General features: G+C 65.9%; 23 protein-coding genes. 2 read left to right on the top strand and 21 right to left on the bottom strand.

Annotated features, from left to right (window positions below; genetic code table 11):
* Positions 1-41 precede the first annotated feature (41 nt).
* Positions 42-1577, top strand: a complete 1536-nt coding sequence (locus CH42_RS09210) for a glycosyltransferase family 2 protein (RefSeq protein WP_053352917.1) — start codon at positions 42-44, stop codon at positions 1575-1577.
* Here CH42_RS09210 and CH42_RS09205 read toward each other — a convergent pair.
* The 20 genes from CH42_RS09205 to CH42_RS09110 all read right to left on the bottom strand — a co-directional run bounded on the left by CH42_RS09205 (position 1574) and on the right by CH42_RS09110 (position 22272).
* Positions 1574-2491, bottom strand: coding sequence for an RluA family pseudouridine synthase (locus CH42_RS09205; RefSeq protein WP_053352916.1), 918 nt, complete (start codon positions 2489-2491; stop codon positions 1574-1576). The genes CH42_RS09210 and CH42_RS09205 overlap by 4 nt on opposite strands.
* Positions 2478-3122: a signal peptidase II gene (gene lspA / locus CH42_RS09200; RefSeq protein ID WP_075205321.1), complete on the bottom strand. Its 645-nt coding sequence runs from the start codon at positions 3120-3122 to the stop codon at positions 2478-2480. Before lspA ends, CH42_RS09205 begins: the two co-directional genes overlap by 14 nt.
* Positions 3123-3133: 11 nt before the next feature.
* Complete coding sequence (locus CH42_RS09195; RefSeq protein WP_053352915.1) at positions 3134-3826, bottom strand: DivIVA domain-containing protein; 693 nt, start codon at positions 3824-3826, stop codon at positions 3134-3136.
* 90 nt (positions 3827-3916) lie between these two features.
* Positions 3917-4210, bottom strand: coding sequence for a YggT family protein (locus CH42_RS09190; RefSeq protein ID WP_053352914.1), 294 nt, complete (start codon positions 4208-4210; stop codon positions 3917-3919).
* A 2-nt stretch (positions 4211-4212) separates the two neighbouring features.
* Positions 4213-4713, bottom strand: a complete 501-nt coding sequence (locus CH42_RS09185) for a cell division protein SepF (protein ID WP_053352913.1) — start codon at positions 4711-4713, stop codon at positions 4213-4215.
* A gap of 30 nt (positions 4714-4743) precedes the next feature.
* Complete coding sequence (locus tag CH42_RS09180; RefSeq protein ID WP_053352912.1) at positions 4744-5439, bottom strand: YggS family pyridoxal phosphate-dependent enzyme; 696 nt, start codon at positions 5437-5439, stop codon at positions 4744-4746.
* 18 nt (positions 5440-5457) lie between these two features.
* Complete coding sequence (gene ftsZ, locus CH42_RS09175) at positions 5458-6693, bottom strand: cell division protein FtsZ (RefSeq protein ID WP_053352911.1); 1236 nt, start codon at positions 6691-6693, stop codon at positions 5458-5460.
* Between the two features lie 170 nt (positions 6694-6863).
* Positions 6864-7844 (bottom strand): FtsQ-type POTRA domain-containing protein, encoded by a 981-nt coding sequence (locus CH42_RS09170; protein WP_156322527.1) that lies wholly within the window; start codon positions 7842-7844, stop codon positions 6864-6866.
* 176 nt (positions 7845-8020) lie between these two features.
* Positions 8021-9442: a UDP-N-acetylmuramate--L-alanine ligase gene (murC, locus tag CH42_RS09165; protein ID WP_053352909.1), complete on the bottom strand. Its 1422-nt coding sequence runs from the start codon at positions 9440-9442 to the stop codon at positions 8021-8023.
* 59 nt (positions 9443-9501) lie between these two features.
* Complete coding sequence (locus CH42_RS09160) at positions 9502-10587, bottom strand: UDP-N-acetylglucosamine--N-acetylmuramyl-(pentapeptide) pyrophosphoryl-undecaprenol N-acetylglucosamine transferase (RefSeq protein WP_053352908.1); 1086 nt, start codon at positions 10585-10587, stop codon at positions 9502-9504.
* Positions 10584-11783, bottom strand: a complete 1200-nt coding sequence (gene ftsW / locus CH42_RS09155) for a putative lipid II flippase FtsW (RefSeq protein ID WP_053352907.1) — start codon at positions 11781-11783, stop codon at positions 10584-10586. Before ftsW ends, CH42_RS09160 begins: the two co-directional genes overlap by 4 nt.
* A complete protein-coding gene (gene murD / locus CH42_RS09150; protein WP_082309426.1) occupies positions 11783-13312 on the bottom strand; it encodes a UDP-N-acetylmuramoyl-L-alanine--D-glutamate ligase in 1530 nt (509 codons plus the stop codon). Before murD ends, ftsW begins: the two co-directional genes overlap by 1 nt.
* Before the next feature lie 20 nt (positions 13313-13332).
* Positions 13333-14421, bottom strand: a complete 1089-nt coding sequence (mraY, locus tag CH42_RS09145) for a phospho-N-acetylmuramoyl-pentapeptide-transferase (protein ID WP_053352906.1) — start codon at positions 14419-14421, stop codon at positions 13333-13335.
* A complete protein-coding gene (locus CH42_RS09140; RefSeq protein ID WP_053352905.1) occupies positions 14418-15827 on the bottom strand; it encodes a UDP-N-acetylmuramoyl-tripeptide--D-alanyl-D-alanine ligase in 1410 nt (469 codons plus the stop codon). The genes mraY and CH42_RS09140 overlap by 4 nt, the downstream gene beginning before the upstream one ends.
* Positions 15824-17380 (bottom strand): Mur ligase family protein, encoded by a 1557-nt coding sequence (locus CH42_RS09135; protein ID WP_053352904.1) that lies wholly within the window; start codon positions 17378-17380, stop codon positions 15824-15826. The genes CH42_RS09140 and CH42_RS09135 overlap by 4 nt, the downstream gene beginning before the upstream one ends.
* A gap of 25 nt (positions 17381-17405) precedes the next feature.
* A complete protein-coding gene (locus CH42_RS09130) occupies positions 17406-19205 on the bottom strand; it encodes a peptidoglycan D,D-transpeptidase FtsI family protein (RefSeq protein WP_053352903.1) in 1800 nt (599 codons plus the stop codon).
* A 36-nt stretch (positions 19206-19241) separates the two neighbouring features.
* On the bottom strand, positions 19242-19838 hold the full coding sequence (locus CH42_RS09125; protein ID WP_053352902.1) for a hypothetical protein: 597 nt from the start codon (positions 19836-19838) through the stop codon (positions 19242-19244).
* Positions 19835-20818 (bottom strand): 16S rRNA (cytosine(1402)-N(4))-methyltransferase RsmH, encoded by a 984-nt coding sequence (gene rsmH / locus CH42_RS09120; protein WP_053352901.1) that lies wholly within the window; start codon positions 20816-20818, stop codon positions 19835-19837. The genes CH42_RS09125 and rsmH overlap by 4 nt, the downstream gene beginning before the upstream one ends.
* 11 nt (positions 20819-20829) lie before the next feature.
* On the bottom strand, positions 20830-21261 hold the full coding sequence (mraZ, locus tag CH42_RS09115; protein ID WP_053352900.1) for a division/cell wall cluster transcriptional repressor MraZ: 432 nt from the start codon (positions 21259-21261) through the stop codon (positions 20830-20832).
* Between the two features lie 624 nt (positions 21262-21885).
* Positions 21886-22272, bottom strand: a complete 387-nt coding sequence (locus tag CH42_RS09110; protein WP_053352899.1) for a DUF3040 domain-containing protein — start codon at positions 22270-22272, stop codon at positions 21886-21888.
* Positions 22273-22345: 73 nt separating this feature from the next.
* Between CH42_RS09110 and CH42_RS09105 the strand changes: the two genes are divergently transcribed.
* Positions 22346-23446: a polyprenyl synthetase family protein gene (locus CH42_RS09105; protein ID WP_053352898.1), complete on the top strand. Its 1101-nt coding sequence runs from the start codon at positions 22346-22348 to the stop codon at positions 23444-23446.
* Between the two features lie 28 nt (positions 23447-23474).
* On the opposite strand, the gene CH42_RS09100 is transcribed toward CH42_RS09105, so the two are convergent.
* Complete coding sequence (locus CH42_RS09100; protein WP_306455205.1) at positions 23475-23840, bottom strand: Rv2175c family DNA-binding protein; 366 nt, start codon at positions 23838-23840, stop codon at positions 23475-23477.
* Between the last annotated feature and the right edge of the window lie 19 nt (positions 23841-23859).

The following is a 23859-nucleotide window of genomic DNA, read 5'->3' as shown; positions in this document are numbered from 1 at the left end:
CATGGGCCGCCGCCGCCAGCGATACATCGAGGAGTTGCCCAGTGAACGAACGCATCCCGCGCGTGAGCGTCGTGATTCCTGTCTACAATTCGATGCCCTACCTCACCGGAACGCTCGAGTCGTTGATCGCTCAAGATCTGCGCAACATCGAGATCATCGCCATCAACGACGGTTCGACAGATGGATCGGGCGCGGAGCTCGACCGCTTCGCCGCACTCGATCACCGAATCACCGTGGTGCATCAGGAGAACAGCGGGTGGCCCGGGATGCCACGCAACCGGGGGCTCGAACGCGCGCAAGGACGCTACGTCCTGTTCATGGACGCGGATGACACCATGGTGCCGCATGCGCTCCGCGTGATGGCGGATCAGGCCGACGAGGCGGAGGCCGACGTCGTGATCCCTCGATTCGCCGGAACCGGGGGTCGCCACGTGCAGGCGTTGTTCGAGCGTCACCCGGAGGGCCCGATCTCGCTCGAGCGCGCCATGGAAAGCCTGTCACCGCAGAAGCTCTTCCGGCGCGACATGCTGGAGACGGAGGGGTTCCGATTCCCCGAGGGCAAAGTGCGCTTGGAAGACGGAATCTTCGTGACGCGCGCCTACGTGCTCGCTCGCCGCATCCTGTTCTCGGGATCCGGCCCGTTGTACCTCATCGCGTTGCGCGACGACGGCGGAAACATTTCGAGCCAGGCGATCGACCCGCAGAACTACGTGTCGTCATGTCGCACGATTGCCGAGACGCTGCGTGCCGGTGTTCCAGATGAGACACGCAGCAGCACCCTCATCCGTCAGTTCTTCACGCGCAAGGGCTTGCGGTTCTATGCACCGAAGCGCTGGATGCTCATGGATTCTGAACGTCGACACGAATGGGTCGATCTGCACCGCGCCTTTCTGAACGACTTCCTTGCCGAGTCGAGCGACGCGCGGATCGCGCATCCGACGGACCGGTTGAAGCTCGAACTCATTCGGGCCGGAGACGTGTCAGGCCTGGAACGCCTCATCGCGTCGGCGCCTGAACTCGAACATCTCCCTCGAGCGCTCGGAGCTCGCGCCGTTCCCGGCGGGCTCGAATTGACCATCTCGATGTCGCCGACATCGAACGATTCACCGCTGCGGAGTGCCGGAACCGGAATTCGAGCGCGACTCGCGGACCGCGTGTACCGTGCCTCGCGCCCGTACCTCGACCGCCGCGTCGTCCGCGGAGGCTCACGATGGATCGCGCGACTGCTCACCGGTGATGCTGCGGGGGCGACGCTGCTTCTTGCCGGACGCAAGGTCGCGCGCGCGGCGGCCATTCCCGGCCGACTCGCCTATCGCGCTGACGCATCTTCATCTGGCGACACCGGCGGCCCCAGCTACCGATTCGTCGTGCCGAACTCGCTCCTGCGTCGATACGGTGCGGATCGCGTCGACCTCTGGACGGTCGCCCGTTCGGGGCGCCGGCTCAGTGGGGACCGCATTCGCGTGACGGCGGATCGCCGGCCCGGTCGCGAGGTTGCCGGTGTGCGGCTGTACACGACTGATCGCGGTAACCTCAGCCTCCACGGTCGCGGCGCCCGCCGCAGCTCGAGCGACTAGGCGTCGAGCACGTCGAGCGCGTGCTGCAGGTCTGCAGGGTATCGACTCGAGTACGTCACCCGTTCTCCCGACCCAGGGTGACGGAAGCCGAGTCGCATCGCATGCAGCCACTGCCGCGTGAGCCCGAGTCGGGCCGAGAGCGTCGGGTCGGCGCCGTACATGCCATCGCCCACGCACGGATGCCGTTGGGCAGCCATGTGTACACGAATCTGGTGTGTGCGACCGGTCTCCAACTGGATCTCGAGCAGCGTGGCGTAGGGGAAAGCTTCGAGCGTCTCGTAGTGCGTCACCGAGGGTTTGCCGTCGCGCGTAACGGCAAACTTCCACTCATGACCGGGATGGCGACCGATCGGCCCGTCGATGGTCCCCGCGAACGGATCCGGATGACCTTGCACGACGGCGTGATAGATCTTCTCCACCTCGCGCTCCTTGAACGCGCGCTTGAGGTCGCTGTACGCACGCTCACTCTTGGCCACCACCATGAGTCCGCTGGTGCCCGCGTCGAGGCGATGCACGATGCCCTGCCGCTCGGGCGGGCCTGAGGTGGCGATCCGGTACCCGGCTCCCGCCAGTGCGCCCAGCACTGTGGGGCCCTGCCAGCCCAATGATGGGTGCGCAGCAACGCCCGCGGGTTTGTCGATCACGACGATCTCGTCGTCATCGTGCACGATTCCGAGCTCCGGGAGGTCGACCGGAACGATCTCGGGGCCGCGCTTCTCCTGCCACGACACTTCGAGCCAGCCGCCTGCCGTCAAACGATCCGACTTGCCCAGCGTCCGACCGTCCATCACGACATCGCCAGAGCTCGCGATTTCCGCGGCGAAGCTGCGCGAGAATCCGAGCATTTTGGCGAGTGCGGCGTCGATGCGCTCGCCCGCGAGACCGTCGGGGACCGGAAAACTACGGTGTTCCATGTGCCTGGTCTTCTGCACCGTGTGCGTCGTCGCGTGGCTCCCCTGCAGGATCGGTAGCATCGGCATCGGACGTCGAATCGCGATCCCTGCGAGGTCGGGCATCGATCGAGACACCGAGAAGCGTGATCAGGATGAATAGGATCATCCCGGAGACGATGGCGATGTCGGCAATGTTGTAGATCGCTTCATTGAAGCCGAGCCACAACCAGGGCGTCGAGATGAAGTCAATTACGTGGCCCTGCGGAAAACCCGGCTCACGTGTCAGACGATCCGTCAGATTGCCGAGCACGCCGCCCAGGAGCAACCCGAGGAAAAGCGCCCACGCAACTGAGCGCAGTCGTCGAATCTGCCAGAGAACGACCACCACGACAGCGACCGCCAGAATGGTGAAGATCCAGGTCGAACCGGTTGCGAATGAGAACGCAGCTCCCGGATTGCGCACGAAGTGCCACCGCAGCAGCTCGCCCCACACGGGCACCGTTTGGCCCTCGACCAGATGGTCGACGACCCAGTTCTTCACGAGTTGATCGACAGAGAACACCACAGCCGCCACTCCGAGGAGGAGCAGCGGCACAAGCGCACGCCGTCGCGAGGCGGTGGGGATGCCCACCGCCTCGGAACCGTCGTTCACGTTCGCGACTACTACTGCAGGCCGTCAGGCGCGCCGGCCGGCTCAGGAGAGCCGTCGAGTCCGCGCAACTGCGACTGAATGTAGGAGCGAAGCGTTGAGCGGTACTCGCTCTCGAACTGACGCAGATCCTTGATCTTGAACTGCAGGTCGCTGCGCTCCTCGCCGAGCTGACGCAGTTCTTCAGCGCGCTGCTTCTGGGCCTCGTCGACGAGCTGCTTGGCGGTGCGCTCGGCGTCCTGGATCATCTGATCGCGCTTCGCCTCAGCGTCCGAGATGAGCTTGTCGCGGGTCGCTTCGCCCTCGTGCACGTGCTTGTCGTGCAGCTCGAGCGCGAGCTGCAGCATGGCGCTCGACTTGACTGCATCGGGCTGCGGAAGCGCCGTATCGGTCGAGGCGGCCGGTGCCGAAACCACGGGCGCTGCCACCGGCTGCGGTGCCGGCGCCTCGACCACGATGGTCTGCTCAGATGCTGCACCGTCGGAGGCATCAGCGCTCTCCGCAGCAGCAGTGCTCGACCCGGCGGCCGCGAGCTGCGCGGTCAGATCGTCGATCTGCGAGCGCAGTTCGGCTTTCTCCTGCTCGTGCTGGCGCAGCTCCTCGACGATGGTGTCGAGAAAATCATCGACCTGGTCGAGATCGTAGCCATCGCGGAACTTGGTGATCGTGAACTTCTGGTTCACGACATCTTCGGGAGTCAAGGCCATCGTTACGTCTCTTTCGCTTCGGGACCACTGACGTGGTCTAGAACAACGCTAGCAAATAAAGTCGGGTTCGCGCAGGCGAAGCGCAGCTGACTACAGGGCGGAGAGGATCGCGATCAGGATCCAGCAGGCAATCATCGTGAGCATCCACCCCAGATCAAGCGCCACCTGACCCAGTCGAATCGGCGGAAACACCTTACGGAACAGCTTGATCGGCGGGTCGGTCACCGAGTACACGAGCTCGACCAGAACGACCCAAAATCCGCGTGGCCGGAAATTGCGATTGAGTACCGTGACCCAGTCAAGGACGAATCTCGCCCACAGCACGAAGGTGTACACGCGCAGCGCAAGGATCAGAATGAAGGCGATCGCCCCAACGATCTGCACGCTCAGGCCGAGGGCGCGACGAAGAACGAACCACTGTCGCTCTTCTGAGAATCATCACCAGCGGTCTCGATGTGCTCGGGCGAGAGCAGGAAGACCTTGCTCGTCACACGTTCGATGCGCCCGTGCAGGCCCATCGTCAGTCCGCTCGCGAAGTCGATCAAGCGCTTGGCGTCACCGTCGTTCATGCGCGACACATTGACGATGACGGGAACACCGTCACGGAAGCTCTCCGCAATGACCGTGGCATCGCCGTACGCCGTCGGGTGCACCGTGAGGATCTCGTTCAACGCCTGGGGCGCCGCCTGGCGTGTCGGCGTCACGCGACGCAGCGGGGTGACGGAGGCGCGCTGGGGCGCCTGGCGCGGCGTGTCGGCCTTCGGCGCAGTCGCCGCTGGCTGGGCAGCGCGGGGGGCCGCCGGCTGCGGCGACTCGGTGCTCTGCGCGTCGAGGTCTTCCTCGGCGAGGCCCAGGAACACCATGGTCTTCTTCAGCGGGTTGCTCATTGTTTCTCCCAACGGTGCGGTGCTTCGAGACTACCGGGGGTCCGGGCGTTTCCCCGTGATTGCACTGCCGATCCGCAGGTGTGTCGCGCCAGCGGCAATGGCCTCCCGGAAGTCGTGCGTCATGCCCGCAGAAATGGCGGTCGCCTCGGGTGCGAGCGCGCGCACGCGCTCGGAATACTGGGCGAGTCGCTCGAATGCCGCGGCCGGCGGCTCTTCGAGCGGGGCAACTGCCATGACGCCACGCAGGCGAAGATCTTCGGCGCGCAATGTGCGCTCGGCGAGTGCTTCGAGGCCTGCAGGTGCAACTCCCCCGCGCCCCGGATCATCCGTGAGGTTGATCTGCAGGAACACGTCGAGCGGCGTACCGACACCGTCCAGGGCATCAACGAGACGCTCGCGATCAATGGAATGAATCGCACGGGCATAGCGGGCGGCTTGGCGTGCCTTCTTCGTCTGCAACTGTCCGATGAAGTGCCAGGACAGCGCGGGATCAGCTACCGCTTCCGCCTTTTCCTGGGCTTCCTGGTGCCGGTTTTCACCCACATCGCGAACGCCGTGCGCCGCGAGCTCCGTGACCAGAGCAGCCGGGTGAAACTTGGTCACCACGATCAGCGTCAGATCGTCGGGCTGCCGCCCCACGGCCCGGGCAGCGTCAGCGATCTCGGCGCGCACCGAGGCGAGGCGATCCCCGAGCCCCGGGTATGCGAGCGTTGCATCGTCTGCCATGTGCGCGACCCGTCGCCGCTACCGGAGGAACTCGGGAATGTCGAGATCGTCGTCGTCATCTCCGTCGAATGCCGGATCCGACAGTTGCGCCTCGACCGGAGGGTTGGAGAGCACCTCGCCGAACTGCCCGGTCGGCGGATTCTGCGTAGCGGCCTCGCGATCCTGCGATGCATTGAATCCCGGGTAGCCCAGGCCCGTAGCCTCCGCGGTCGCACCCGCGGCGCGCGGTGCCGGCGCGGCGACGTCTTCCAGGCTCTCGACATGACTGCCGCGACGTCCACGCTCGGGGCCGGTGACCTGGGGGCTCGGCTCCTCGTCGAAGCCGGCAGCGATCACCGTGACGCGCACCTCATCGCCGAGCGTGTCATCGATGACGGTACCGAAAATGATGTTGGCTTCAGGGTGCACCACGTCTTGCACCAGCGTGGAGGCCTCGTAGATCTCGCTGAGCGCGAGGTTGGATGACCCCTGAATCGACAGCAGCACGCCGTGCGCGCCTTCGACCGATGCCTCGAGCAGCGGAGATGCGACGGCGAGCTCAGCGGCCTTAATCGCGCGGTCGGCTCCCCGTGCGGAACCGATGCCCATGAGTGCCGCACCCGCGCCCTGCATGACCGACTTGACGTCGGCGAAGTCGAGGTTGATGAGACCCGGTGTCGTGATGAGGTCGGTGATCCCCGAGACTCCGGCGAGCAGCACCTGGTCCGCGGCGGCGAATGCTTCGATCATGCTGATGCCCGGCTCGCTGATGTCGAGCAGGCGATCGTTCGGTACAACGATGAGCGTATCCACGGCCTCGCGAAGCGTGTGCACCCCGGAATCGGCCTGTGCAGCGCGGCGCTTCCCCTCGAAGCTGAACGGTCGAGTGACGACGCCGATGGTGAGTGCGCCGATCGACTTCGCGATACGCGCGACCACGGGAGCGGCGCCCGTTCCGGTACCGCCGCCCTCCCCCGCGGTGACAAAGACCATGTCAGCCCCCGACAGAGCCTCCTCGATCTCCTCGGCGTGATCCTCAGCCGCACGTCGCCCGACCTCGGGGTCGGCGCCGGCGCCGAGACCACGGGTCAGCTCGCGCCCCACATCGAGCTTGACGTCGGCATCGCTGAGCAGCAGCGCCTGGGCATCGGTGTTGACAGCGATGAACTCGACTCCGCGGAGTCCGAGTTCGATCATGCGGTTGACGGCGTTCACGCCGCCGCCGCCGACGCCGACGACCTTGATCACCGCAAGGTAGTTCTGGTTCGCTGACACGTGGTTCCTCCGCCCCTAACCTTCAACCTCTACTTAAGGTTAAGTGTTAGTATCGCCGTATACATTTCCTGCGCACCACCGTATGGGGAGTGCCCCGCCACCAGAGGCAGACACGCCGCGACCGGTACGAAACTTCGTCCGAACGCGTCCGTGCGCATGCCGCCACGCCGTTATTGCACGAATACGGGAGCCTCGGACGACGAGACATCGATTCGGCTCACCGACTGATCGGCGAGTGCAGTGAGCATCGTTTGCAGCACCACTGCCTTGCGACGCGTATCCGTCGCATCGCCCCAGAGCACTTCAACTCCCGAGGCGAGCGTCAACGTCACGTCCTGCGCGCTCGTCGCCGTCGCGCCCACGATCTGAGCCCGAAGCTCGTCGGGCATGTCGCGCAACGACCGAGCGGCCGAGTGAAACGCGTCAGAATCGAGGTTGGCGAGTGCGCCACCGGCAACCGGCACTCCGGCCGGGGCCGCCTCTGCGGTACCGAGCAGCACTCCAGCGGCATCGTAGATCGAGAACCCCGCGTCACCGGCGACCGAGAGGACGGGCACGCGTTCTTGGATCCGCACAATGAGAGTGTGGGGCGGCACGCGCTCAACGGCATAGCGTTGAATAACCGGGAAAGGTTCGAGCGCGCGATGCACCTCGGCATCGTCGACGAGAGCAAGAGGCACGCCGGTGAAGCGCTGCAGCGCCGCCGAGATGTCTGCTTCGTTGACCGTCGCCGCGCCTTCGACGCGGACGTCGCGTACGGCCATGAGTGGTGTGAACACCCCTGCCGCAACGAAGAGGGCGAGGGCCGCGCCGACGCTTCCAGCAATGATCCAGAATCGCCGTCGCCCTCTCGAGGCAGCAGAGAAACGCTTCCGTTCCAGACGGAAGCGCGCGCGCCGCTGCTTCGCGGCAGCTTTCAGTCGACGTTCTGCGGCACGCACGCTGTCGGGCTCGCCCCGCTCGCGCCGGCGCTCCAGCGACGTCTCTGCACCCGCGCGAATTGCGCGCACATCGCTGAGATCGACCGTCGGTGCCACCGCTGCCTCGCGGCTCGACGATTCGGCGTCATCAACCGGCGACGCGGGGGAACCCGCCTCAGGCACGGCCTCAAGCCCAGTGTCGGGCGCGGAGGCGTTCTGGTGCTTGCTCATCCCGGCGCGGCGCCCTCGGAGCCGATCCACGATCGATGGCGCGTCGCCGCGCTCCGCCGCGCTCGCGTCGAACGGCGTTGCACCGCGCGCCCGCTCCGGCGTGCGCGGCTCCGCGGAAGCGGGCCGCGATGCTTCGGGCTCTGGCTCTGGCGAGCGATCGAACCCGCTCGGCCGCTTCACCGCGCCTCGGGCTCGAACCGGTCGCGCAGCGCCTCGACGACCTGAGGAATGATGCGATACACCGTGCCGCAGCTCATCGTGACCATGACGTCGCCGGGCCGTGCGATCTCGGCGAGGTACGCCGCGGCGTCGCCCCACTCGGGCAGATAGGTCACTCGCTCAGCATCGACGAAGTCGTCAGACACGAGCGCGCCGGTCACCTCGGGCGCCGGATCTTCGCGTGCGCCGTCAACAGCGAGCACCACGGTGTGATCAGCGCCCTGCTCGAGCACCTCGGCAAATTCGCGGTGGAACAGGCGCGTTCGGCTGTAGAGGTGCGGTTGGTGGATCGCGATGAGCCGCCCGTCCCCGACCACCGCGCGCGCGGAATCCAGCAGAGCAGCAACCTCGGTCGGGTGGTGCGCGTAGTCGTCGTACACACGCACCCCGCCCACCTCTGCGTGGAACTCGAACCGTCGCTTCGTACCCCCGAACTCGGCGATGGCGGTGAGTGCCGCATCGGGCGCCCAGCCGAGCCCGGTCAGAACCGCGAGCGCTCCGACCGCATTCACCGCGTTATGCGTGCCGAACACGGAAAGCTGCGCACTGTAGCGCTCGCCTGCGATTTCGACGGTGAAGCGAACGGGCCCCGAGTCATCGACCTCGACGATGCGCACGTCGGCGCTCTCGTCTCGACCGAAGGTGCGAATCGCGGCAGCACTCCCCTGCGCACGCACAGCCTCGAGCACTTCGCGCGCTCCCGGGTCGTCCGCAGAGATGACGATCTGCTCGCTCGCCCCGCGGGCGAAATCGACGAATGCCTGCATGAACGCCTCGCGCGAGCCGTAGAAGTCGAGGTGCTCGGGATCGACGTTGGTGATCAGCGCGACAGCAGTGTCGTAGAGCAGGAAGGACTTGTCGGATTCATCCGCCTCGATCACGAAGAGGTCGTCTGCTCCGGTTCCAGAGCTCGTTCCCAACGACTCAATAATGCCGCCGTTGACGAACGACGGATCAGCACCGAGTCCGAGCAACCCGGTCACCAGCATGCCCGTCGAGGTCGTCTTTCCGTGCGCGCCGGCCACCGCGACCAGTCGCCCGGAACGCGCGAGCCAGGCGAGCGCCTGTGATCGGTGCAGCACCGGAATGCCGGCCTCCAGTGCGCGCTGGTACTCGGGGTTGTCCGTCCAGAGTGCACCCGTCACGACGAGGGTGTCCGCGTCGCCGACGTTCGCCGCATCGTGACCGATGCTCACGTGAATGCCGAGGGCCTCGAGCGCCGCGGTTGAGTAGTTCGCGCTCCGGTCAGAACCAGTGACGCGCACCCCCGCCTCATGCAACATGCGGGCGATTCCGCTCATGCCCGACCCGCCGATACCGACGAAATGGACGTTGCCGAGATCTTCAGGGATCTCCAGCTCGAGATCGGGATAGATCATGGCGCCTCCTCAGCACGAACCGACAATCAAGAGTATCGCGCGACGCCCGCGCGACGAGTTCACGCGCTGCGCGTCGCGCTTAACGCTTCGCGCACGAGGCTCAGCAGTCGCGCCGTTCCATCGAGCGAGCCTGCGCGGCGCGCGCGCTCCGACATGTCGGCGAGTCGCGCATCATCGACGATCAGCGGGATCAGGGTGTGCCGCACCCATTCGGCGCCGAGCTCGCCGTCTTCCACCAGCAGAGCACCGCCCGCTTCGACGACGCCCGCCGCGTTGAAACGCTGCTCGCCGTTGCCGACCGAATAGGGCACGAGCACTGACGGGACTCCCAGTCCGGCAAGCTCGCTCACGGTGGTCGATCCCGCGCGCGACACCGCAAGATCGCAGGCCGCAAAGGCCAGATCCATGCGATCGCAATACGGCACCACCGAGTAGCCCGGCACCCCCGGGTCGGCGAGCTCAGTGAGTCCGCCCCAGACGTGCAGCACCTGCACTCCGGCCGACACCAGTTCGCGGGCCGAACCAGAAATTCCCTGGTTCAACGCCCGCGCGCCGAGCGACCCGCCAGTGACGAGCAATGTGCGGTGGTCGGGAGCGAGCCCGAAGTGGGCACGGGCCTCGGCACGAAGCGCCTGCCGATCGAGCCCCGCAATCTCCGGCCGCAGCGGCATTCCGGTCACACGGGCGCCCGTGATCGGGGTGCCCGCAAACGTCACCCCGACGTACGGCGTGCTCCGTGCGCCGAGCTTGTTCGCCATTCCAGGCTTCGCATTCGCCTCGTGAATCACCACCGGAATACGCTCGCGCGCGCCGGCACGATAGGCCGGAGCCGCCGCGTATCCGCCGAATCCGATGACCACATCGATGTTGCGCTCACGAATCAGGGCGCGCACCTGCGAGACCGCCCGAGCGAATCGCCAGGGAAAACGGAACGCGGCGAGGTTCGGTCGACGCGGAAACGGAAGCCGTTCGATGTGCACGAGCTCATATCCGCGTTCCGGAACCAGTCGCGCTTCCAGCCCTTCTCGGGTGCCGAGCACCACGATCACCGCGTCCGGCTCCTCGGCGCGGATCAGATCGGCGAGGGCGAGCAGCGGGTTCACGTGCCCGGCGGTGCCGCCGCCGGCGAGCAGATAGTGGGTCATTGCGGTGAGATCTCCTCTGAGTGCTGTGCGGTATCGCGCGCGATCGAAATCACCACGCCGATGGCGATGAGACACGCGATGAGTGCGGTGCCTCCCGAACTGATGAGCGGGAGCGGCACCCCGAGCACGGGGAGGATGCCGATCACGACGCCGATGTTCACGAATGCCTGGCCCACGATCCACACGAGAATGCCCCCGACGACCGTGCGGCCGAAGCGGTCGCGCGTACGTGTGATGAGGCGCAGCATAACCACCGTGAGTACGACGAATAGCGCGATGACCAGCAGTGCGCCGATGAAGCCGAGCTCCTCGCCGATGATGGCGAAGATGTAGTCGTTGTCGGCTGCGGGGAGCCACGACCACTTCGCCTTCGAATTGCCCAGTCCGACCCCGAAGAACCCGCCGCCAGCGAGCGCCCAGAGCCCGTGCGTCGCCTGCCAGTCGATGCCACTGTAGTCGTCAGTGCCGCCTGCATGGCTGAGGAGCCGCTGCATGCGGTTCGGACTGGATAGCACGAAGAAAGCCACCGCCAGGGCTCCGCCCAGTGCGGTCACCCCGAGTGTCTTCCAGCTGATGCCGCCGAAGTACATCGCACCGAACACGATGGCCGCCATGATGAGTACCGTGCCGAGATCTCGGCCGAGCAGCACCACGCCGAGCGCAATGACGGCGCCCGGCAGCACCACCGGAATGAGCTCGTGTCGCATCTGCCCGAGGAGCGGCTCCTTGCGCTGCAAGACGGCACCGACCCAGACCACGAGGGCGAGCTTCAGCGCTTCAGAGGGCTGAGCGGTGAACCCGCCGATTTGAATCCAGTTGCGGTTGCCGTAGACCTCGACGCCGAGTGGCGTGAACACGAGCAGCTGCAGCACGATGCCGATACCGAGGAACAGCCACGCGTACCGCTTCCAGAACTGCATCGGCATCGCTGCGGCAACGAGCATCAGTGGGATGCCGATCACCGCGAAGATCACCTGCCGCCAAAAGCCGCCGAAGAAGCCCTGGTCCGCAAGATAGGAGGTAATCGAAGATGACGACAGCACCATGATGAGGCCAAACCCCACCAAGAGGAAGGTGATGGTGTAGAGCGCGACAACGGTGCGATCCGACCCGGTGCGCAGCACCCCGCCCAGACGGATGATCGCCTGAATCGGAGCTCTGCCCGTGCCGTCGCTCGGCCCCGCACCCGCTGACATCACTCCAGCTCTCGCACAGCCGCCTGGAACCGACGGCCGCGATCGGAGTAGCTCTCGAACTGGTCCATCGAGGCCGCCGCCGGCGAGAGCAGCACGATGTCTCCGGGTTGGCCGATCCCGAGCGCTTCCGTCACGACCGCGCGCATGATCCCGTCCGCGTCCAGGTCGGCGTCGATGATGTCGATCACCGGTCGTTCGCCGAGGTGCCGCCGCAGCGCCTCGAGCACGGGAGCTCGATCCCGACCGATGACAATGGCCCCGCGCAGTCGATGCGCGTGGGCACTCACGAGCGCGTCGATATCGACGCCCTTGAGGAGCCCGCCCAGCACCCAGACGACATCCGTCAACGCGCGCAAGGAGGCGTCGGCAGCGTGCGCGTTCGTCGCCTTCGAATCATCGATCCAACGCAGATCGCGGATTTCGCCGAGGTGCTGCGCACGGTGGGGGTCCGGCGTGAAACTCAGGATCGCACTCGCGATTTCGCCGGGTTCGACTCCGCGCGAGCGTGCGAGTGCGCTGGCCGCGAGAATGTTCTGCACCATGTGGGGCGCACCGAGATCGTGCTCGGCGAGCTCGTCGACGGTCACCAGCTCATAGGCTTCGGATCGCCGACCCGCATGGAACCCGCGATCGACGAGAATTCCCTCGACGACCCCGAATCCGCTCGAGGGCGGGGTATCGAGACCGAAGCTGATCGCGCGAGCACCCTCGATCACATCGGCTGCTTCGACCATGCGTTCCGTCTCGGCGTCCGCACGGTTGTAGACACAGGCGGCTTGCGTGCGCTCGTACACCTTTGCCTTCGCGGCCCAGTAGGCCGCGGGGCTCCCGTGCCAATCGAGATGGTCGTCAGCGAAGTTCAGGCACGCACTCGCGTACGGCGAGATCTGGCCGAGGCGCTCGAGCTGAAAGCTCGACAGTTCGACGACGATGACGTCGTAGCCCTGCGGATCACGGAGTGCGTCAAGAATCGGCGTCCCGATATTCCCGGCCGGCGTAACGCGAAGTCCCCCCGCCGCGAGCATGTGCGCGGTGAGCTGGGTGGTCGTGGTCTTCCCGTTGGTGCCGGTGATGCAGATCCAATCGGCGACGCGATCGGTCTTATCTCGCAGGCGCCATCCGAGCTCGATATCGCCCCACACGGTCACGCCGCGCTCAGTCGCCCACGTCGTCAGCGGGTGATCGGGTCGATAGCCCGGCGACACCACGATGAGTTCGGGATCGAAGTCCGTGAGATCCGCGAGCTGCGCCGTGTCATCGTCATCCACGAATCGTTCCGCACCGATGACGTCGAGCAGTCGTTCGCGCTCCGCATCGGGCGCTCCGAAGATCACCCGCACCCTCGCGCCGAGTTCGACCAGCGTGTCGGCGACCGAGAACCCGGTCACGCCGAGGCCGAGCACGGCCACACGCAATCCGCTCCAGTCGTGGTGCCAGCTGGAGAGCGCCGAGACCCGGTCGGCCACCAGTCGTGCGTAGATTGCCGCCGACCCCCCGGGTTCCTGCGCCTCCGCGTTCGTGTCGCCCATGCTCATCGCGTCGTGTCCTTTCACGGCTGCTGCAGCAGCCATTCGCCGTAGAAGGCACCGACCCCAGCGATGACGAACAGTGCCGCGACGATCCAGAATCGAACCACGACCGTGACTTCCGCCCATCCCTTGAGCTCGAAGTGATGGTGGATCGGGCTCATCAAGAAGATACGTTTGCCGTGGGTCACCTTGAAGTAGATGCGCTGCACGATGACCGAACCGGTCTCGATGATGAAGAGCCCGCCGATGAGCAGCAGCAGCACCTCGGTGTGGGTCAGGATCGCGAGGGCCGCGATGGCGCCGCCGATGCCCATGGAGCCGGTGTCGCCCATGAAAATGTGTGCGGGATTCGTGTTCCACCACAGGAAGCCGGCGACGCCGCCGAGGAATGCCGCGGCGATGACCGCGAGATCCATGGGATCGCGCACGTCATAGCAGCCGGGTTCGGATCCCGTGCTAATGCAGCTCTGCGCCGACTGCCAGAACCCGATCAGCAGGTAGGCACCGAAGGCAAAGATGGCCGACCCCGCGGCGAGTCCGTCAAGGCCGTCAGTCACATTCACGGCATTCGTCGTTGCCGTCACGATGACCATCACCCAGATCACGACCAGGCCGACGCCCGCGATCGCTCCGAAGGTCATGAAGTCGAACGGCAGGTCCCTGAACACCGAGATGTGGGTGGAGACCGGTGTAATCCCGGCCTCATTCGCGAACTGCAGTCCGAGCACTGCGAATGAGACGGCGATGATGACCTGACCGGCGATCTTCGCCCAGCCGCCGAGCCCGGCGGACTGCTGCTGACGCGTCTTCATAAAATCGTCGATGAACCCGACGAGCCCGGCCCCGACCGCCATGAGAATGACCAGCAACGCCGAAGGCGACGGCTGCTCTCCCATGATGAGTTTGCCCACGAAGTACGCAATCACCGACCCCGAGAGGAAGATGATGCCACCCATGGTGGGGGTGCCGCGCTTGACCTCGTGCTCTTTCGGTCCGTCGACACGGATCGGCTGGCCCCAGCGCAGGCGATTGAATATTCGCACGAACAGCGGTGTCAGCAGCAGCGAATAGAGCAGCGAGAACCCGCCCGCGATCAGCAGCGCGATCATGCGTGCGCCTCCCCGAGTCGGTCGCCGAGTTGCTGCAGCCCTGCGGCGTTCGAGGACTTCACGATGACCGTGTCATTCGGGCGGAGTGTGTCGGAGAGGTAGGCGAATGCCTCGTCCTGAGTTTCGAAGAACACGCTCTCGCCGTCCCACGATCCCTCGTTGATCGCGCTGATGTGCAGCTGGCGAGCTGCGGCGCCGACGACGACGAGCTCTGAGATGCGCAGGCGCACAGCCTGCAAAGCGACCCGGATGTGCTCTTCGATCGAGTACTCGCCGAGCTCGCTCATCGCACCCAGCACGGCGACGGATCGCCCGTCTGGCTTGCGAATCTGCGCCAGCGTGCGGAGCGCCGCGCTCATTGAGTCGGGGCTCGCGTTGTAAGCGTCGTTGATGATCGTGATGCCGTCACGGCCACCGAGCACCTCCATGCGCCCCGGTGCGGCGAGTGTCGCCGCTTCGAGCTCGGCGACGACGTCGCTGAGTCCCAGGCCGAGTTCGAGGCCGACCGTTGCCGCCGCGAGTGCGTTCATCACATGGTGCTCCCCCAGCACCCGGAAGTGCACGGGAGCTTCTGCACCGTCGGCGCGGATCGTGAACCGCGTGCCCTCGGCCGATGATTCGATGTCGGCACCACGCACGTCCGCGTCCGCGCCCAGACCGAACCAGCGCACGCGCGCGCGCGTCAAGTCGGCCATTTGTGCAACGCGCGGATCATCGCGGTTGAGCACGGCGACGGCGGACTCGGGAAGGTCGCGCACCATCTCGCTCTTGGTACGGAAGGTGGTTTCGATGCCACCGAACTCGCCGGCGTGGGCAAGCCCCACGGTGAGCACGACTCCGATGTGCGGAGGCGCCATGGCGGTCAACCGGGCGATTTCGCCCTCGCCGCTCGCGCCCATCTCGGCGACCAGCGTGCGAGTGTCTGCGGCAACGCGCAGCATCGTCAACGGCCCGCCGACCTCGTTGTTGAACGATTTCGCTGAGGCCACCGTGGCTCCGGTGCGCTCGGCCATGGATTGCACGAGGTTCTTGGTCGTGGTCTTGCCGTTCGAGCCGGTGATCCCGACAATGGTCAGATTCCCTGCCGCACGCACTCGACTCACGACCTCGGTCGCGAGATCGCCGAGCGCGATCGTACTGTCGGCGACCACGATCTGCGGAACTCGGTCGTCGACTTCGTGTTCGACGACGAGCAACGACGCGCCCGCGTCGATGGCACGATCGGCGAAGCGGTGCCCATCGGTTTCTTCGCCGCGGCGGGCAAAGAAGATATGCCCGGGGCCGACCTCGCGCGAGTCCGTCTGGGATTCACCGGAGACGATCGTCGTGTCGGGCACGCCGGTCGCTCCCGGAACGAGGCGTCCGCCGACGGCGGTCGCAATCTCGGCGAGTGTCAGTTCAATCACGGGAGCAATCCTGCCTCGCGGAGCGCGCCGCGAACTTCGTCACGCGCCGAGTACGGAAGGAATTTCCCGGCGACTTCTTGGTGGTCCTCGTGTCCTGGACCGGCATACAAAATAACATCCCCGGGTTCGGCAAGCGAAATGGCGAGCCGCACGGCGGTGCGCGGGTCACCCTCTTCAATGACCGTCGCGTGGTGTGCGGAACGGGCTCCGGCGAGCAGCTGCGCGCGAATCACCTCCGGCGGCTCGGAGCGGGGGTGATAATCGCAGACGATCACGGTGTCAGCCCCAGCTGCGGCGATACGACCCATCTCCTCGCGCTTCGTGGTGTCGCGATCCCCGTCGGCTCCGAACAAGAAGATCACCTTTCCCGGAGCGACTTCGCCGAGTGCATCGAGCATCGCTTCGAATGCACCCGGGGTGTGTCCGTAATCGACGTAGAAGCGGGGCCCGTCGCTTCCGGGCAGCGTCATCTGCTCGAGCCGCCCCGGAATGAACACCGGAATGCGCCCCCGTTCGAGACCCGCCTCGACCTGGGCGAGCGGGATGCCTGCCTCGTGCAGCATGATGAGCGCCAACGCCGCGTTTTCGGCCATGAACCGGCCGAACACCGGCACGCTGCCCCGGAAGTGCGCGCCCTCCGGCCCCTGCAGAACGAACGATACGCCGTCGAGGTTTTGCCGGGTGACCGCCAGATGCCAATCGGCGTCCTGGCCGTACTCGGTGGCCAGCCTGGTGACGGGGATCTTCGACTCGCGCGCAACGCGCTGCCCCCACGGAGTGTCGACGACGACGACCCCGCGCGCGGCGTGCTCCGGAGCAAACAACGCCAGCTTGGCCGCGAAATAGGTTTCGAGATCACCGAATTCGTCGAGGTGATCCTGCGAGAAATTGTTGAACGCGACCACGTCGAAATGCACGCCGTCGAGTCGGTGACGCACGACCGCCTGCGCTGAAACCTCGAGCGCGACGCCCGACACTCCGACCTCGACCATGCGGGCGAGCAGTCCATGCAATTCGGAGGCTTCGGGGCTCGTCAGGTTGCTCACGATGACCTCGTCGCCGATGCGGCGCTCAGCGGTCGAGCTCAATCCGGCGGTGATGCCCGCGGCGCGCAGCAGTTCGGCGATGAGGTACACGACGCTGGTCTTGCCGTTCGTTCCGGTCACTCCGAAGGTGCGGGCCGACAATGCCGCCGTGCCATAGACCCGCGCCGACACCTCGCCGAGCACCGTGCGCGGGTGCGACTCCGAAACAAGCACGGGCACATCGAGGCCCGCTTCGCGCACCCGGTGCACACCGGCCGCGTCCGTGAGGATGGCGACGGCGCCTGACTGCACGGCTTGCGCCGCAAAATCGGCACCGTGCCGGTGCGCACCCGGCATCCCGACGTAGAGATCCCCGGGGCGCACGTCGCGCGAGTCCAGCGAGACCCCGGTCGCGGCGAGTCCTGCGACGGATCCATCGACCGTGAATCCGAAGTCGCCGACCACCGCCTCGAGCGAAGCGGGATTGGGGCTCTGCGGGCGAATGCTCAAGGCATCTCCGGTACTCACGGGTGTGTGCCTCCTGGGGCGTGTGTCAATATTCGGTCGGGAGCGGGGTGAACTCGCCCGTCGACGGCGGGATGTGGAAGGTGCGAATCGTCGCTTCAGCCGCGTCACGGAACGCCGTGATCGCGGCGACGCCGCCGTCGCCGCCATTTGATGGGAACGCCACTGATGCTACCGCGACATATTGCGGGTCGTCGGCCGGGAAGATACCGGCGAAGGAGTTCACGTAGGTATCGCGATACAGTCCCGTCGCCGGATCGACCTGCTCGGCGGTACCGGTCTTGCCGGCGATCCGATACCCCGGAATCGCCAGGATGTCTTTGAACCAGGCCTCGGTGGTCACGGTCTCGAGCATGGCCATCATGTCGGCCGCCGTGCTCTGCTGAATCGCAGTCACATCGTCCCCGTGATCCATGGCGGTCTTCGTACCGTCCGCCGCGACGCAGTCCGCGACCAGCGCGGGCGGCACCCGCACTCCGCCGTTCGCGATGGTCTGATAGACACCTGCAGTCTGCACGATCGTCGACGAGAGCCCCTGGCCGAACATCGTGTTGTAGGAAGTCTGGCGATCCCAACCCGTGTAATTCGCGAGTTGACCGGAGTCCTCGAGCGGCATACCCGCTTCCGTGGACTCGCCGATCCCGAATTTACGGAGGTAGTCGTAGCGCACTTCGGGGCTCAACTGATTGCCGAGCATCGAGGTGCCGACGTTTGACGACTGGGTCAGAATCCCAGTCAACGTCCACGGCATCTCCGGGTGGGAGAACGCATCACCGAAGCGCACGTCGGGTTCGGGCGTGAGATAGTCAGGCGTCAGATTCTGCGACAGCGGCGTCGAGACGCCCTGGTCGATGAGTGCCGCAGCGGTAATCGCTTTAAATGTCGAGCCGGGCTCGTACGGGCTCGTGAAGGATCGCGCCTCGCGCTTTCCGGGGTCGCCCGCGTCGACATCGTTCGGGTCGACCGAGCCGTCCTCGGCCACTGCGACGAGCTCACCGGTTTTCACGTTCATAATGACGAGCAGGCCCCACTCGGCCGCGACATTCTGCACCTGCTGGTTGATGGCCTGCTGCGCCTCCCACTGCAGGTCGCGATCGAGCGTGAGCTCCACCGTTCCGCCGTCTTGGACCTTGCGCGTCACCACGACGCTGCCCGGGAGCGCGACATTGTCCTCGCTCCGCTCGTAGGTCTCGGTGCCGTCCACGCCGGTCAGGCACGCGTTCTGCGAAAGTTCAATGCCCGCCAGCGGCTCGTCGTCCGCGCCGAAGAACCCGACAATGTTGCCCCCGACCGCGCCGTTCGGATAGGTGCGCTGATGCTGGCTCTCGAACGTGAGCCATGGGATGTCGAGCGCCTTGAGTGCGTTGAGCTGGGTGAGATCGATGGATCGCTTCACGTAGGCGAAGTCAGACTTCGGGTTGTCTTTCAGCGCGTCATCGACGATCTGCTGAATGTCGTCCGCACTCTGACCGGTGATCTTGCCGATCTCAGCAAAGGCCTGCGCGGCGGTCACTTCGACCGTGCCGACGCCGCGCTCGGTGTCGGCACGGTAGAACACGCCCTTGTTGAGCTTCGTGTTCTTCGGGGAGAGTTGCACGTCGTAGCGTTCATCGGTCGTCGCGAACACCTCGCCGTTGCGATCGACGATGTCGCCGCGCACACTCGGAATCGCTACGGGCACCGCACGTTTGTCTTTCGCGTCCTCGTTCAGCGCCGCGGCTGAGACCACCTGCACATCGACGAGTCGCACGAGAAAGACGAGTGAGGCGACGACGATGATGCCAAGCGCAATGGCTCGGCGCAGCGACGAACCGCGCATTCTCAGCATGCCGTACCTCTCCCTCTCGGCCGCCGACGGGACGCGCTAGTGGGTGTCGGGAGCCGGAAGCTTTCCCGACAACCGTACCGGCGGATCCATGGTTTCCGACTGAGCGCCCGCGGCCTGTCCGCGAGGCACCAGCAATCCCGCAGCGTCGACGACCGGCATGTTCTCGAGTGTCGAGTTCGGAATCAGGTTGCCACTGGCTTCGGTCGTCTCGGAATCAAGCGCACCCAGCACCGCGCCGTCGCTCAGACGCAGCGTTGCGGGGCGCGTGTTCTGCACCATTCCGAGGGCGGCAGCGTTCTCCGCGAGGTTCTGCGGGGAGGCCAGCTTGTCGACGTTCTGTGACAGCACACGCTCCACGCGGCCCAGGTCGCGCTGCTCGGTTTCGAGCGCGCGCGTCTCGTAGGCGCCCTGTGAAATCGCGATGCTGAGGCCGAGCTGCGTGGCGAAGATGGCGAGGATGATGCCGACTCCCGCGAGCGCGATGGCAAGCGGACTGCGGCGCGGGCGGGGTACCGCTGACGGCACCGAGACCGGCCGCAGATGGCGCTCCCCCGGCGTTGTCGTCGGCGCCTGAGCCGGCGCACCGAGCCGCAGCGCGGCGGAGTCAAAGTTGACCGGAAGCGTTGCGCTCATCGCACGTCCCTCACTCGTTCGGCGGCGCGAAGCCGGACCGGGATGGCCCGCGGATTGCGGGCCCGTTCTGCATCGTCTGCAAGTTCCGCGCCTCGAGTGAGCAGACGGAACTCGGGGCGGTGCTCGGGCAGTTCCACCGGAAGCCCGGCGGGAGCGGTCGACGTCGACCGGCGCGACAGCTCGCGCTTGACGAACCGGTCTTCGAGCGATTGGTACGACATGATGACGGCACGACCGTCGACGGCCAGGAGGTTCAGTGCTGCGGGTATCGCGCGCTCCAGCACGGCCAGCTCTGCGTTGACCTCGATGCGCAGCGCCTGGAACACGCGCTTGGCGGGATGCCGCTGGTCGCGCACGGCTGCGGGGGTGGCCTCCTGCAGCACGTCGACGAGCTCCCCGCTGCGCGTGATCGGCGCGAGTGCGCGGGCAGCGACAATGGCTCGCGCGTACCGCCCCGCCAGCGGCTCCTCGCCGTAGCGTTCGAAGATCGCGCGGAGTCGCCCCTCAGGCGCTTGTGCGAGGACATCGGCGGCGGTCTCGCCACGGCTCTGGTCCATGCGCATGTCGAGCGGCGCGTCCTGCGCATAGGCAAAACCGCGATCGGCCTCATCGAGCTGCAGCGACGACACGCCGAGATCGAACAGCACGCCGTCGATCCGGTCGAAGCCGCTGTCGTGTACCGCCCGCGCGATGTCGTCGTATACGGCGTGCACGCGGATTGCGCGGGCACCGAAGCGCTCCAGTCGTTTTCCGGCCAGCGCGAGCGCTTCGGTGTCACGGTCGAGGCCGATCACCGTGAGGTTCGAAAAGCGCTCGAGCAGAGCTTCCGTGTGCCCGCCCATGCCGAGCGTTGCGTCGACGATAACCGGCCCGTCGGCACTCCCGGCAGTCGTTGCGACCGGAGCGAGGAGTTCGATGCAGCGGTCGAGGAGCACTGGCGTGTGCAGCTCGCTCGGATCGCGTGAGATGTCGTGCGTCATGGGATTCCGGGCTAGAACAGCCCCGGGATCACCTCCTCCTCAATTTCGGAGAACGACGCTTCCTGCGCCGCCAAGTAGGTCTGCCAGGCGTCGAGATCCCAGATCTCAGCGCGCGTGCCGGCACCGATGACCGCGACGTCACGGTCGAGCCCGGCGTAGGTGCGCAGATTCTGCGGGATCGTGACGCGGCTCTGCTTATCCGGCGTCTCGGGGTGCGCCCCCGAGAGAAACACGCGCAGGTAGTCGCGTGCCTGTTTGGAGGCGAGCGGAGCCGAGCGGACCTGATCGTGCAGCACCTGGAACTCGGTTTCGCTGAACACATAGAGGCTGCGCTCTTGACCGCGAGTAATGACGAGCCCATCCGCGAATTCATCCCGAAACTTCGCCGGCAGGATCAACCGGCCTTTATCGTCCAGGCGCGGCGTGAAGGTTCCCAGAAGCATGGGCCCTCCCTCCACCGTCTCGTTCTAGTTCCCAGTTTACTCCACTTTCCTCCACCAGTTGCGAGATTGGCTCCACTTTATTCCCGAATTCGCGAAAATTCGCCGATGCATGCCCCTGAAAGACGCGCGCGACCGGGCCCGCAACTGCCCGCGCAGTCGCCAAATATCGCCGAGACTCCGCGTCATATCTCCGAAGATCGCACCGCCGAGCGACGCTGGGGAGCAAAGTGGAGGGAGTTCCGCCGCCGATGCAGAATCAGACGGTGTACCCCAGCCTCAGACGGCGCATCCCAGCCACCGGGGGCACGACTGCACGCACCCGATGGCAGTGAGATGCCTGCACTCAGGCCGAGGGAGTGCGAGTGTGCGCGAGTGGTCACCCCGGAAACACAAAACGGGCGCCGGACTCAGTCCGACACCCGTTCACGGTGCAATCACGCGCGCCTACGGCGCATCGATCAGCGTTCCACCCCGCGCTGCGCTCCGTGGGCCGGCGCTATAGCGCCGCCGAACGCGGTCCAGAAACGCGATGCGTTTCTGATCAGCGTTCCACCCCGCGCTCCACTCCGTGGGCCGGCGCTGTAGCGCCGCCGAACGCGGTTCAGAAACGCGATGCGTTTCTGATCAGCGTTCGCCCTCCATGCGCTGGTCCCAGCGGCGCTCCATGCGCTCGCTGAAAGACTCACGCGCAGCCTTGCTCGAACCGCCGCCGGACGGGGTCGACGTGATGTCTTCGACGGTCAGCGTGTCCGTGGACCGTCGCGACAACATGAGCATGACGCCGCCCAGCATGACAGCGAAACCGATGAGACCCAGCCACAACTGCTGCACTGCGACGCCTCCGATGAGTACGCCGATACCGATGATCACCACGACGATGCCGAGCACGAGCGAGCGGTAGTTCAACCGGCGATGCTCTGATGATCCCGCCTGCATGACGTCGGCTTCGCTCTGATAGAAGCCGCGCTCCATCTCGTCAAGCAACCGCTGTTCGTGTTCTGACAGCGCCATGACGACCCTCCCGGCTCGGTGAAAACTTGGTACCCGTCAGTCTACGACTCCCAGCCGTGAGTAGGCTAGGCGCGTGGAAGAAACGACCCGACTCGCAGCCCTCGTCCAGGAGCGCATCACTGACTTTCTGGCTCGGCATCGCGAAGATCTGGCGCCGCTCGGTGACGATGCAAGCCCGCTCCTCGACTCGGCGGAACGCTTCCTGAGCGGCGGCAAGCGATTTCGTGCGCAATTCGCTGCGCTCGGTTACCGCTCCGTGCGCGAACTCGACATCTCCGGCGATGTCGATGGTGCGTTCTCCGGCGTACTCGACGCCGCGTGCGCGCTCGAACTCTTCCATGCGGCTGCGCTGATTCACGATGACATCATCGATCGCTCCGATACGCGACGCGGGCGCCCCGCGGTGCATCGCGCGTTCGCCGAGCGGCACGCCGCCGCGAACTGGTCGGGCGCCTCCGAGCATTTCGGTATCGCCGGGGCGATTCTGCTCGGCGACCTCCTCCAGTCGTGGGCCGACGAGCTGATGCACTCAGCCTGCACTCATGCAGCGACTGCAGCGGCCGCGATTCGCGCACGCGAGCACTTCAATCGGATGCGCAGCGAGGTCGCGATCGGCCAGTATCTCGATTTACTCGAAGAGCAGCAGCCCGAGTTCGCCGAGCACGACCTGCAATTGGAGCGGTCAACCCGGGTGCTCGTCTACAAGTCGGCAAAGTACAGCGTCGAGGCGCCGCTGCTGATCGGAGCCTCACTCGCTGGCGCCGACGAATCGCATGAACAGGCGATGCGAGACTTCGGGCTTCCGATCGGCGTCGCGTTTCAACTGCGTGATGATCTGCTCGGGGTGTTCGGTGATGCCGCGGTCACCGGCAAGCCCACCGGCGACGACCTGATCGAAGGCAAACGCACGGTTCTGGTGACGTTGGCCCGGCACCACCTGCCGACGACGCAGCGCCGCATTTTCGATGATCTGCTCGGCAACGATCTCGATGCGGAGCAGGTCGCGATCCTGCAGCGCACGATTCGCGAAAGCGGTGCGGTCGATCGCGTCGAAGAGATGATCAGTCGAAATGTCGAGCGCGCGCTCGGCTCACTCGCCGGTGCTCCTGTGCGTCGGGATGCAAGCGATGCACTCGCGCGCCTCGCGGATCGCGCCGCCCGACGCGAGTTCTGAGGCGGGCGACCGACGTCAGGTCGTCGCGTTAGAACGCGAGCGACTGCGTGGCGCGCCGCACGGCGCTCTTACGCCCCGCCTGCAGCGAATCGACCGGACGCTCGCCCAACTCCGCATTCTCCGCGAGCAGCCAGATCACCGCTTCTTCTTCCGAGAAGCCCGCGTCGTGTAGCACGAGCAGCGTGCCGCGCAGCGGCGGCAGCGGTTCGTCGCCCTGCAGAAATTCTGCGGGTACGCGCATGACCCCGTCGATGCGCACGGACGCGAGGTAGTGCTCCTCGATCAGGCGATGGAGTCGACCCGGCGTGACGCCGAGACGGTCGACCAGGTCGGCGATGCCGAGCATGGGCGCGGTCGTCAGCGGGCTGCGATCAGAAGAGGTGTTGTCTACCACGGTTCTACTGTGCCAGCGC

This window comes from Leucobacter musarum subsp. musarum (assembly GCF_001273845.1).
GTDB lineage: Bacteria > Actinomycetota > Actinomycetes > Actinomycetales > Microbacteriaceae > Leucobacter > Leucobacter musarum.
This window is presented reverse-complemented; position numbering and strand designations above follow the sequence as displayed.